This is a genomic window from Staphylococcus parequorum (assembly GCF_039237145.1).
Lineage (GTDB): Bacteria > Bacillota > Bacilli > Staphylococcales > Staphylococcaceae > Staphylococcus > Staphylococcus equorum_A.
Window position 1 is genome coordinate 631351 of the sequence record NZ_CP150682.1, and the last position, 12809, is coordinate 644159.

13 protein-coding genes are annotated in these 12809 nt (G+C 32.7%); 10 read left to right on the forward strand and 3 right to left on the reverse strand.

The window, feature by feature from the left end:
* Nucleotides 1–15 precede the first annotated feature (15 nt).
* Together AAA453_RS02810 and AAA453_RS02815 are read right to left on the reverse strand one after the other, a co-directional pair.
* Nucleotides 16–840 carry a zinc ribbon domain-containing protein gene (locus AAA453_RS02810; RefSeq protein ID WP_069817817.1) on the reverse strand — a complete coding sequence of 275 codons (825 nt, stop codon included), beginning with the start codon at nt 838–840 and terminating at the stop codon, nt 16–18.
* A 243-nt stretch (nt 841–1083) separates the two neighbouring features.
* Entirely contained in the window at nt 1084–2295 is a 1212-nt protein-coding gene (locus AAA453_RS02815; protein ID WP_427706123.1) for an ROK family protein, read from the reverse strand.
* Nucleotides 2296–2441: 146 nt separating this feature from the next.
* Here AAA453_RS02815 and AAA453_RS02820 point away from each other — a divergent pair, with 146 nt between their 5' ends.
* The 8 genes from AAA453_RS02820 to AAA453_RS02855 all read left to right on the forward strand — a co-directional run bounded on the left by AAA453_RS02820 (nt 2442) and on the right by AAA453_RS02855 (nt 9681).
* Nucleotides 2442–3770 (forward strand): PTS sugar transporter subunit IIC, encoded by a 1329-nt coding sequence (locus tag AAA453_RS02820; protein ID WP_427706125.1) that lies wholly within the window; start codon nt 2442–2444, stop codon nt 3768–3770.
* 13 nt (nt 3771–3783) lie between these two features.
* Nucleotides 3784–4680 (forward strand): haloacid dehalogenase-like hydrolase, encoded by an 897-nt coding sequence (locus AAA453_RS02825; protein ID WP_427706127.1) that lies wholly within the window; start codon nt 3784–3786, stop codon nt 4678–4680.
* 30 nt (nt 4681–4710) lie between these two features.
* Complete coding sequence (locus AAA453_RS02830) at nt 4711–5031, forward strand: PTS sugar transporter subunit IIB (RefSeq protein ID WP_427706129.1); 321 nt, start codon at nt 4711–4713, stop codon at nt 5029–5031.
* Nucleotides 5032–5041: 10 nt separating this feature from the next.
* Nucleotides 5042–5368, forward strand: coding sequence for a PTS lactose/cellobiose transporter subunit IIA (locus tag AAA453_RS02835; protein ID WP_069817822.1), 327 nt, complete (start codon nt 5042–5044; stop codon nt 5366–5368).
* 242 nt (nt 5369–5610) lie between these two features.
* Nucleotides 5611–7554, forward strand: a complete 1944-nt coding sequence (locus AAA453_RS02840) for a BglG family transcription antiterminator (RefSeq protein WP_427706131.1) — start codon at nt 5611–5613, stop codon at nt 7552–7554.
* 14 nt (nt 7555–7568) lie between these two features.
* Nucleotides 7569–8009 carry a PTS sugar transporter subunit IIA gene (locus tag AAA453_RS02845; RefSeq protein WP_069817824.1) on the forward strand — a complete coding sequence of 147 codons (441 nt, stop codon included), beginning with the start codon at nt 7569–7571 and terminating at the stop codon, nt 8007–8009.
* 5 nt (nt 8010–8014) lie between these two features.
* The gene (locus AAA453_RS02850) at nt 8015–8299 is read left to right on the forward strand and encodes a PTS sugar transporter subunit IIB (RefSeq protein WP_427706133.1); all 285 of its coding nucleotides are present in this window, start codon (nt 8015–8017) and stop codon (nt 8297–8299) included.
* 23 nt (nt 8300–8322) lie between these two features.
* Nucleotides 8323–9681, forward strand: a complete 1359-nt coding sequence (locus AAA453_RS02855; RefSeq protein WP_069833131.1) for a PTS ascorbate transporter subunit IIC — start codon at nt 8323–8325, stop codon at nt 9679–9681.
* 116 nt (nt 9682–9797) lie between these two features.
* On the opposite strand, the gene AAA453_RS02860 is transcribed toward AAA453_RS02855, so the two are convergent.
* Nucleotides 9798–10154, reverse strand: a complete 357-nt coding sequence (locus AAA453_RS02860) for an MmcQ/YjbR family DNA-binding protein (RefSeq protein WP_069833132.1) — start codon at nt 10152–10154, stop codon at nt 9798–9800.
* 194 nt (nt 10155–10348) lie between these two features.
* On the opposite strand from AAA453_RS02860, the gene AAA453_RS02865 reads away from it, so the two are divergent.
* On the forward strand, nt 10349–11845 hold the full coding sequence (locus tag AAA453_RS02865; RefSeq protein WP_427706135.1) for a glycosyltransferase: 1497 nt from the start codon (nt 10349–10351) through the stop codon (nt 11843–11845).
* Between the two features lie 70 nt (nt 11846–11915).
* Nucleotides 11916–12779, forward strand: a complete 864-nt coding sequence (gene galU / locus AAA453_RS02870; protein ID WP_427706137.1) for a UTP--glucose-1-phosphate uridylyltransferase GalU — start codon at nt 11916–11918, stop codon at nt 12777–12779.
* The last annotated feature ends 30 nt before the right edge of the window (nt 12780–12809 follow it).

Sequence of the window (12809 nt, forward strand, 5' to 3'; positions counted from 1 at the left end):
TAATTAACTCTCTCCTTAATAATCTGTATTAAAATATGAATCTAAAGCACTTAAAGAATTTGAAACTGTTCCTTCAATAAGAATGCGAAGGAGGACACCTAAAATAAGAATATAAATTAAAATAGCATAAATCACGGGCATACGAAGTTGGTGCATATGACTGTGCTTTGTTGTGAGATAAATTGGTGACACTAATGTAAATAGCATAGAAATTAAAACAAGCATTGATCCAAAGCTTGGCACATTAATAGCTAGAAATAATAAGCCTAATAAGAACGCAATTACAGAAAAAGTATTAATTAATACAAAATCGGAAAGTGCTTTATGTACACTGATTTTAATGTTTAGCAGTTTAATCAATAATAATGTAATGGCAAAAATTATTGAAATAGATATTAGTATGTAAAAGGTAATGTTAAAAACGATATTAGCCTTACTTGTCGCAAAAAATGCTACCTCTGCTGGTATAACTAAAGATAATAAAATAAGTGTAATTATAAACCCTGCAATAATGAGACTGAAAAGCGTTTTAAATGTAAATTGATGTTTACTTATAACTGCCTCATCTGTCCTAGAAAATGAGCTGGAGAAAAATAATTTTGCCTCATTAAAAATATCATCAGAATGTTTGGTAATGTTTTTGTTTGATTGACTTGGTTGTTTTGGCTGATGAGAGGTATGAGATGGTTCATGATTCTGTGATGCATCAGACTGAGATGTATGTTGATTAGTAGTTGGATTGTCAGTAGATGATTGATCTTGAAGTGTTAATTTGGTACCACACTCGCCACAAAATAAATCTTTTTTTGTAACTGACTCCCCGCAATTTGGGCAATGCATAAAAATCCCCCTTATAATATGTTTATTAAAATAGAATATCACAGTTATATCTAGTGCGCACCGCTTTTTCAAAAAAGGAAAAAATTAATAATTTAAAAAGTTATTTTTATTTAATTTTTGTGAGGGATAAAAATTTTTATAGATAATACTTGTCATTAAGAAGTGTTAGAAATCAAAAAAGAAGGCGGAAGACAAAAAATCCTCCGCTATCTCTTTTATCGAACTATTATATTTTGACATAACCTATAATTCTGACCAAATTAAATGTTGGTGGATGGCAAGGGCACAGGCACCTTTGGCCCCATTAATGGGGTGATAAACTTTCATTTGAAAATCAATTTCACCTAATCCACCGTATAAGTTTTGATAACTTAAATATTCTTTTAAAATGACATCTGTAATATCATTGTTAAATAATGGACCATGCAAATAAATTTTATTAGTATCTACTAACATGGTTAAATTATTGAGCGTAATTGCGACTGCACGCATAGCATCTTTGATAATTTGTACGATGCCACTATCGCCTAAACGATACGCTTCTATAACAGTATCTAAAGTTATATCATTTGAGTCTGCTACTAAACTTGTGAGATATGTGCTTTGAGCACTTCTATAAATAACTTTAGCTTTATTTATAATATTCATACCACCTAAATAGTTTTGTAAGCACCCTCTACGACCACATTCACAGCGTTCACCGTCTGGATGGATGATGGTATGTCCGACTTCCCCTACAGAAAAATTGGAAACTCCATATAAATTACCACGGTACATACTAGATGAAAAAATCCCTTTTACAGCATGGAAGAAGATGAAATTTTCGCCATCATTTTCTGATGTAAGTAAATGTTCATATAGACTCATACAATGTACGTTATTTTCTAAAAATACAGGCAGGTCAATACGAGAAAGTAAATTTTTCAAATCAAAACCGGACCAATCACTATTCGAAGCAATTTGTTGATCTATTTCATCAAAGTGACCTGGTAAAGCAATGCCAACTGCTTGAATATTATAAGCTGCATGTTGTTTTAAGAAATGATTAAGTTCTTCCAATATAAAGTTTGGAGTGATTTTTTTTAAGAATTGTGTTGTAGTAATATCAATCATATTCTGATCAACGATATTGCCAAGATTGTCAGTTAAACATAACGTTACAAAATCTCTGGCTAATTCAATACCAACATAGTAATTATATTTATTACAAATTGTAAGTAATATTTTTTTGCGTCCTGATGTTTTTTTAGTGTCAATATCGTAATGATCAACTTCAATATCCGTAGATTTAATGAGATTATCTTGTATTAGTTCTGCGGTTACTGCAGTTGTTGTTGCTGGTGTAATTCCTGTATTTCTTGCTATGTCAACTCTTGATATAGGGCCACGTACGTATATTTCATTTAAAATTTGGCCACGTATCATCCGCTGTTTATTTGTCATGTTTGCTTTCATTTTTATCACCATAATTTCTTAATACTCTTATTATTATATTAAAAATAAAAAGTTGCAACTATATTGACACATAATTGATTATAAATTATAATTAATCAAAAACATTGAAAGCGTTTTCAAAATCGAATCTACGATGGGGTGTTGATGTGAGTAAATTTAATGACGCATTAGAAAAACATTTGTTACCAGTCGCTTCTAAATTGGGATCAAATAAAATTTTGATTTCAATGAGGGATGGCATTATCGTTGCAATGCCTTTGATTATTATTGGTTCATTATTTTTAGTAATCAGTGGTATTGCGATACCAGGCTGGATAGAGTGGCTAGAAGCACAGGGGATTCAACCATATTTAATGAAAGCAGTGAATGGGACATTCGGATTAATGGGACTAGTTGCAAGTTTTGGTGTCGCCCATAGTATTGCCCGGCAATATAATACAGATGGGGTTTCAGCCGGTATTATTGCGATGTCAGCATTTTTAGTTGTCACACCGAATGTAATGACTGGAGATAAAGTACCTGAAGAAGCAATACCTCAAATATATATGGGAAGTCAGGGTTTATTTGTAGCACTTATTATTGGTATTATTTCAGGGTTAATTTTTCAGTGGTTTATCAATAGAAACATTAGAATCAAAATGCCAGATCAAGTGCCGCCAGCAGTCGCACAAAGTTTTAGTGCATTAATACCTGGGGCAGCGATTATCATATTATGGCTTGCTGTATATATCGCATTGGATAATTTACCGTTTGGCAACATCCATGAATTAATTGTTAATACATTAGGCGTACCGTTAAGTCTGATGGGAGGAAGCTTGATCGGTACCATTATCTTAGTTGGTCTTAATAGTGCTTTTTGGTTTGTTGGTATCCATGGTGCAAACGTAGTAAATGCAGTTATGCAACCAATTTGGTTGAAAAATATTGATGAAAACCGTCTAGCATATCAAGCCAATCCACACGGAGACTTACCGCATATCATAACGCAGCCATTTATTGATAATTTTGTATTTATGGGTGGTGGCGGCTCAACAATAGGTCTAGTCATCGTAATTGCGATATTAGCTTTTAAAAAACGTTCCAGTAAAATCACAAAAACGATGGCACCACTTACTTTAATGCCGGGAATATTTAATATTAATGAACCAACATTGTTTGGTTTGCCTGTTGTACTTAATGTGAGATTAATTATTCCATTTGTATTAGCACCAATGATTAATGCGACGATAACGTATTTCGCAATGTCGAGCGGGATTGTGCATCTCACCAATGGGACGGCGATGCCATGGACGATACCACCTATCATCAGTGGATTTTTAGCGACAGGGCATTATAGTGGTTCATTGGTTCAAATTGTATGTATCATTATCGATATTTTACTCTATTACCCATTTTATAGAGCAATGGAGAAATATAATTTATATTTAGAAGATAAAGAAGTAAACGGAAAAAAAGAAACGGAAGAACCAAAATAAAGGAGTAGATAATATGGTTAAGAGATTATTAAGTGCTAATGCCTCAGAAATAGTGAAAATGACGGCCGAAGAATTAAAACAAAGTATCAAAGCAAGTGATGGTCGCGTTGTTTTAGCAGAGAATGTTGTTACGCGTACACCAGTCATACCAGACATAACAAATGCAGAACTATCACGTGCATTCGGAGCAGATTTGATTTTATTAAATGGATTAGACGCGTTCAATCCTAAAGTAGAAAATATAGATGAGAAAAAACATGTCATTAAAGAATTAAGACGTCTTGTTGCAAGACCTATAGGTGTCAATTTAGAACCAGTAGATGAGCAAGCGAGCATGGCAGAAGAAAAATTAAATATTGCTAAAGGACGACAAGCAAGTTCGAAAACAGTAAAAGCTTTAGAAAAATTAGGCATAAACTTTATTTGCATGACAGGTAATCCAGGTACTGGCGTATCTAATGAAAAAATTGTTGGTGCAATTGCTGAGACAAGAGCAAATTTTTCAGGATTGATTATAGCCGGAAAAATGCACAGTGCAGGTGTAGATGAACCTGTAATTACTAAAGCATATGTTGAAAAATTTATTGATGCAGGTGCTGATATTATTTTAGTACCATCTATTGGAACAGTTCCAGGATTTGATGAAGCACAATTAAAAGACATAGTGAAAGCAGTCCATCATCATGGTGGTTTAGTCATGTCAGCAATAGGGACAAGTCAAGAGAGTTCTGACGCCAGTACAATTAGGGACTTCGCAATTCGAAATAAAATATGCGGTGTGGATATTCAACATATTGGTGACGCAGGCTATGGCGGTTTAGCTCCTGTAGAAAATATTTTTGAATTAAGTAAAGCGATACGTGGACAACGCCACACATTATCCATGATAGCGAGATCAATTAACAGATAGGGTATAGTAATAATAAATGGAGGGAATTATATGGCAGAAAAAACAATAATGCTTGTATGTGCAGCTGGAATGAGTACAAGTATGTTAGTTCAGAAAATGCAAAAAGAAGCTGAAAAACAAGATTTAGACCGTGAAATATTTGCAGTCTCAACGACAGAAGCGGATCAAAAAATTGAAGATGCTCAAGTAGATGTTTTGTTATTAGGTCCACAAGTCCGTTTTAAAAAAGATGAATATACTAAAAAATGTACAGACAAAAACATACCTGTAGAAGTCATTGAAATGACAGATTACGGTACGATGAACGGCGCAAACGTATTAAGTGCAGCGGAACGTTTAATGAGCGAATAGGGGTGGAACAATGACTGAAGAAGAGAAGAATTTGGAATTTGCAATGTCGCTCATTGCTTATAGTGGTGATGCTAAAAGTCATGCGATGGAAGCCATATTTGCAGCTAAAAAAAGTGCGTTTGATGAAGCGGAAACGAAACTGAAACAAGCTGAAGCTGCTTTGCTTGAAGCACATCATGTACAAACGAATATGTTAACAAAGGAAGCACAAGGTGAACATATCAATTTGACGCTGTTAACAGTGCATAGTCAAGACCATTTAATGACAGCAATCACTTTTAAGGATATTGCCCAGGAAATGATAGATTTATATAAAGAAGTAAAAAATAATAAATAATTGTATGATTTGTTATGGTATTGAATCAATGTCAGCAAAAGATGTAAAAGTTTAATTACTTTTACATCTTTTTTGTTTTGAAAAATAAACAAAGAAGTATCAAATTAGGTCTATGCATTTTATAATTTAAAAATAGTATTTTTTATTTAGATGTGCAACTTTTCGTATTGTGAGACGAAATAGATTACACATCCACACGTACAAGAAAGCGATTACAATATAACTGTAAGGAGGTTGCTGATGTGTTAAGCAAGAGACAACATCATATATTAACGTACTTACTTGAACGTGAAGCCTTTGTTCAAATTCATAATTTAGCAACACAGTTCAATGTATCTGAAAGAACAATACAATATGACCTTGAATACATTGAAACTATGGAAGATAAATTAGATTTAACGATTCATCGGAATAAATATGAGGGGATAAAGATTACAACGACAGCGCTTCAGTTGGCAACATTAGAGCCAAAATATACGGGAACATCGATGCATTATTCAAAGAAAGAACGCATATTATATATCACTTTGAAGTTGTTTGAATCGATTGAACCCACATCATCCCAAGTATTAGCAACATTGGTTTCAGTAACACGTCGTACAATTGTTGAAGATTTAAAAAATGTTCAATCTTGGTTAGAAGAAAACGATTTGTTTCTTGAGTACAAGAAAAATAAAGGGTTTGTAATTCAGGGTGAGGAAAATGCTTATCGTAAAGCCTATGCCACACGTGTACATGAATATTTTCAAACGCACACACATCACATGGGTCATCAACTTTTTTCGAATAAAGAGTTAGAACAAATTCGTTTAACAGTAACTTCTATATTATTAGATGCAAAATATCAATTAGTTCAAAGTGCAATTGATGGATTGATTTATCACATTTTGATTGCGCTTCATCGTACAAATGAACATTTTGCCTTCGATATACCTGATAAAGAGTATGAAAAGCTCGCTAAAACAGAGCAATTTCATATTGCACTTAAAATTAAAGAAAAATTAGAAGCTATTTTTCAGATTGAATTTCCAAAAAGTGAAGCAGCTTTTATTACTTTACATTTATTGGGTGCTAAAACGTCAGAAGTGAATGAACTCAATCAACAAATAGGCGATTTAGAGATATTAACAGAACAATTGATTGAACGTATGAGTGGTGAGTTAGGACTAGATTTAATGTCTGATAGCAAATTAGCAAATGGTTTAATCGTACATTTGAGACCTGCAATTCATCGATTGAAGTTTGATATGACGCATGCGAACCCTTTAAATAAGGAAATCCATACGCAGTATCACCATATTATAGAAGGAATTAAAAGGCATGTATGGGGCATTGAAGAAAATTACCAAATACACTTTACTGATGATGAATTATCGTATATCACATTGCATTTTGCTTCTGCGATTGAACGGATTTCAGCAGTGACCACAAATGCCATTAAAGTCGTGTTACTTTGTGGATCAGGTATAGGAACATCTCAATTATTAAAAAGTAGGATGGATCATATTTATCCAGAATTAGAAATTGTAGATGCTTATTCTATATATGAAATAGATGAAGTAATGCTAAAACATGAAGGTATTGATTATATCATTTCTACGGTTCCTTTTGAACAAGCAAGCGTACCAGTAATTAGGGTTTCGCCATTTTTAAATAAAGACGATCGAAAGCAATTAAATGAAATTATTAACCATTCAAGAGAGCGATATGTAAATGATGTTAAAGGGTTAGGGCCAACGTTACAAGAAGTATTACCACAATCTCGAATATTGACACAACAGCAAACACTTTTAAGAAATGATGCAATTAGACAATGTGTATCACCGCTTGTAAATGATCAAATCGTAGATGAGGCCTATGCTGCTGACATTATTGAACAATTAGATGCATTTGGACCTTATATGGTAATTAGTCCTCATATTGCATTGATTCATGCTAACCATAAACATGTTAAACAACCTGTGGGATTTAGTTTAGTTCATTTTAAAACGGGTGTGATCTTTAATCATCAGCAATATGATCCAGTGCATATCATTATTACATTAGCTACGGAGCAGCCGCAGATACATTTAAATGCTTTGCGACAATTTAGCGAGCTAATCATGGAGGAAGCAACGAGAGCAACACTGTTTTCTGGAAATATAGCAGATATCATGTCATGTATTCGTGATGTAAGTCAACATTAATAAGGGGGATATAAATGAGTCCGGAAATTTTATCATCGGATAAAGTACAGATACGAGATCGAGTGGATGATTGGAAACATGCAATTCGTGTTGCATCTGAACCTCTGCTAGAACAAGGGTACTTTAAACAACAATACATTGAAAAGATGATTTATAGCGTAGAAGAATTAGGGCCCTATATTGTAATAGCACCTGAAATTGCAATAGCGCATGCTAGACCGAGTGATGATGTTAAAAAAATAGGATTAAGTTTATTGAAATTGAATCACCATATTAACTTTTCTGAGAACGGACATCATGCGTCTCTCGTGTTTGTATTAAGCGCTGTTGATAACGAGGGACATTTAGAAATTTTAAGAAATTTAGCAACAATCTTAGGGGATTCGAACACAGTTAATAAATTATTAGCAGCAACAGACATTGATGAAATAATAAATATATTTAAAGGAGAATGATGAAAATGAAAATTTTAGTTGTATGTGGTCACGGTTTAGGAAGTAGCTTTATGGTGGAAATGAATGCACAGGAAGCTTTAAAAAATTTAAATGCACCATCAGACTTTAAAGTTGAACACAGTGATGTCATGTCTGCAAGCCCTGATATGGCAGATTTATTTATTTGCGGTAGAGATTTAGAAGAAAATACAAAGCACTTAGGGGACGTTATTGTTTTAGATAACATTCTAGATAAAGAAGAGTTACAAAATAAATTGAATGAGAAATTAAGTGATTTGAACATTTTATAAATTAGAAGTAAGGGGGCAACGTTATGAAACCTATCCTAGATTTTATCGTTGATATTTTGAGTCAACCTGCTATATTAGTTGCTTTAATTGCTTTAATAGGTCTAATTATGCAGAAAAAATCAGCCACTGACATCACGTCCGGTACGATTAAAACGATACTTGGATTTTTAGTGTTAAGTGCAGGGGCGAATGTTGTAACACAATCATTAGAACCATTTGGAAAAATATTCCAACACGCTTTTGGCGTGCAAGGTGTCGTACCTAATAACGAAGCGATTATTTCAATTGCTTTAGAACAATATGGCACAACAGCAGCATTAATTATGGTATTTGGGATGATTGTTAATATCATTATCGCACGTATTACGAATTTGAAATATATCTTTTTAACAGGTCATCATACATTTTATATGGCAGCCTTTTTAGCTATATTACTGTCAGTAGGTAATATCACTGGGACATTGACAGTAATCACAGGATCTATTATTTTAGGATTGATTATGGCTATATTACCAGCGTTAGCACAACCAACAATGAAGAAAATAACTGGGACTAACCAAGTCGCTTTAGGTCACTTTGGTACGATCAGTTATTGGGCAGCTGGAGAGATTGGAAAGTTATTTAAAGGAAAGTCTAAATCAACAGAAGAAATTAATTTTCCTAAAGGCTTGAGCTTTTTAAGAGAAAGTACAATCAGTATTTCATTAACAATGACATTACTCTATTTTGTGGCAGCGTTATTTGCGGGTCCAACCTTCGTACATACAGAAATTAGTGACGGTCAAAACTTTATTGTATTTTCACTGATTCAAGGGGTTACTTTTGCAGCTGGTGTGTTTATCATATTAACGGGTGTACGTTTAATATTGGCTGAAATCGTGCCGGCGTTTAAAGGTATTTCTGAAAAATTAGTACCTAACACAAAACCAGCATTAGACTGTCCTATAGTCTTCCCTTATGCACAAAATGCTGTATTAATTGGCTTTTTTGTCAGTTTTATAGTTGGGGTCTTGGGCATGTTCGTCTTATTCTTATTTGGTGGGGTAGTTATACTTCCAGGTGTAGTAGCTCACTTCTTCCTTGGGGCAACGGCTGGCGTATTTGGTAACGCGCGTGGTGGTATTAGAGGTGCAATAGCAGGTTCAGCATTAAATGGCTTGTTAATTACATTCTTACCACTGCTGTTCTTGCCATTCCTAGGTGAACTTGGTGGCGCAGCAACGACATTCTCAGATACAGATTTCTTAGTTGTAGGTATCGTCTTTGGTAATATTGCGAAATATCTAGGGCTTATCGGTATCGCCGTTTTAGTCTTAATCTTAGCAGCGGCAGCAATTTTATTACAAAAACGTACGAATCAAAAAGAAGCAGAGGAACAGTAAAATTAAATAATTAAAATAAAACAGGTGAGCATCTTATAAATTAAGGATGCTTACCTGTTTTTTTATGTCAATTTAGTATGAAGTCTTATTAAAAATAATCAATGAAACTGTAAAAGTTAATTTGTTAGCTCATAACTTTCTGCTATTAAATCTTTAATATGATTTATAGAGTTAATCTCATTTAAATTGATACTTATCCAATTGGATTTATCCATGTGATAGGCTTTGTAAAATCCTTCTTTTTTTCTTAAAGGTCCAATAAATTCTTGTCTGATTTTCAAATTTAATACATCTATTTCATCAGAGCCATTTAACCCTAATTTGTCTTGAGCAATATTCATCACTAAAGCAAACCATTTTTTGTTAGCTTTATGTCTTAAAGCTGCAAAATTCGAATAAGTTTTCCAAGGGTAATCTGGTTTCACATCATACTTACGATTTACATAATTAAAAACTTCTTCCCTATCTAACATCATTTCACCTTCTTAATCATTATCTTCCCGATTTGTTTTAATTTAATCTCTAGCAAAATTCATTTTTGTTAGTTTACAATATAATTGTTCATTATATTAAATTGTAAAATGAAATTAAATAACAATTTAAATACATATGATTTATGTGGTACAATATTGATATTGCAAGTGAAGATATCGGGGGAATGTTATAAATGTTGTACACAATTACATCAACATTACCACCAGTTCATGGTGGAAGAACGAAAGCGTTATTAAATAGAATTCAATTAATGCATAATGATTTAAATGAAACAAACACAATATTAACGACAAATTATAATCCTAACTATTATGACGTTATTAAATCATTTGTGGAAAATAATAAATTAAATGCTCAAATTAGAGTAGAAAATATTTATGATTGGCTATCTGATTTTAAGTTATTATATAATCCACACGCTAATAGTGACACAATAGAATATCATGAAGTTGAACGGGATATTGAAGGATTAACAAGTGAAATCAGAAAGAATAATAGGGATGTCGTTCGTTATTATGACGGCGATACATATGTTCTATATAGAAAATTCAGAACAGGAAGTAATATTTTAGAATTCGAAGATTTTATGACGCCTTATTGTAAAAAAAGAGTAGAGAGACATCAATATAATACTTATGGAGAATTGCATAAAAAAGTTTATTTTTCCACTAAAAATTATGGGAAAATTGCAGAAAAGTTCTACGATAGAGAAGGTTATAAATATTGTGAAAAGTTTTTTGCTGATGATGAGAACACAACACTATTATTAGTTCAATTATATAAAGAGGGTAAACATTTTAAAGCATTTGAAAATGAAAAACAGCTTTTTCAATATTATTTCCAAAACCGTTTAAAGGATGGAGATATTGTCTTTAATGACGCCAGACTTTTAGACGGAGCATTACTACAACAAACGAATAATACTAAAAATGTGTTGGTTTTTCACAACTCACATTTAGACGGCAGTAATGTAAAAAATTCCTATAAATATGCACTTACAAATTCAGAACGTGTCACTAAATATTTAGTGTTAACGAACCATCAAAAAAAAGATATACAAAATTTATATTCTATTGATGATGACCGTTTTGCTGTAATTCCCCACTTTATTGAAGTAGCGGAGCCTTCTCGTGAACCTTCAAGTTTTAAAGATCAATTTATCTATATAGGTAGATTTGGATTACAAAAACAATTAGACCATCTTATAAAGGCGTATAAATTATTTCGTGAAGCAGGTTACACAAGTAAATTAGTATTATATGGAAAAGATGAAGCGGATCAATTAAAAATGATTAAAGATTTAATAAATGAATATGCTTTAAATGAGTACGTTGAGATTAATGATTATACATCCAATCCATTAGCAGAATTTAAAGCTTCAAGAGCATCATTATTAACAAGTGATTTTGAAGGATTTGGCTTAACAATTATGGAAAGTATAGCAGTTGGATGCCCTGTTATTTCGTATGATGTTAAATATGGCCCCCGAGAAATAATTGAAAATGGACAGAACGGATACTTAGTCGAACCTAATAATATTTCATATTTTGCAAAAAGCATGATGAAAATTGTTGATGAACCACTTAACAACGTAAAAAATAATGAACGATTAAAACATCAAACAGCAATTGATAATTATGCTGAATTATTGGAGCAACTTAGACGATAGAAATTAAGCAAATATTAAAATTACAAAACGCAAAATGTGGATCTGTGTTTAGATATAGAGGAGAAAATTTATGCAAATTAAAAAAGCGATTATACCCGCAGCAGGTTTAGGTACGAGATTTTTACCAGCAACAAAGGCCATGCCGAAAGAAATGTTGCCAATATTAGATAAACCTACGATTCAATATATAGTTGAAGAAGCAGTGAATGCTGGTATAGAAGATATTATTATAGTTACAGGTAAACATAAAAGAGCAATAGAAGATCATTTTGATAATCAAAACGAACTTGAAATGATACTTAAATCTAAGGGCAAAACAGACTTATTAAATGCAGTACAATATTCAAGTAATTTAGCTAATATGTTCTATGTAAGGCAAAAAGAACAAAAAGGTCTAGGTCACGCGATATGGTCGGCGAAACAATTCATTGGTAATGAACCTTTTGCGGTATTATTGGGTGATGATATTGTGAAGTCAAATACACCAGCAATTAAACAATTAATGAATCAATATGACAAAACTGGTAAACCAATCATTGGTGTGCAAACAGTGAATGAAAGTGAAACACACAGATATGGTATTGTGGATCCATTAGAATCAAATGATCGATTATTTGGTGTTCGACAATTTGTAGAAAAACCTGAAAAAGGCACGGCACCATCAAACTTAGCGATTATGGGACGTTATGTATTAACACCAGAGATATTTGATTATTTAGAAAGCCAAGAAATAGGTACAGGTGGGGAAATACAATTAACAGATGCAATTGAACGGTTAAATAGTGACGATTGCGTTTATGCTTTCGATTTCGAAGGAAATCGCTATGATGTTGGTGAGAAATCAGGATTTGTCAAAACAACAATACAGTTTGCTTTAGATAATGAAGAAATGTCTGAAGATATAATTGATTTTATTAAATCACTAAATATATAATATGAATAAAGCATAAAAAAAATCTCAACC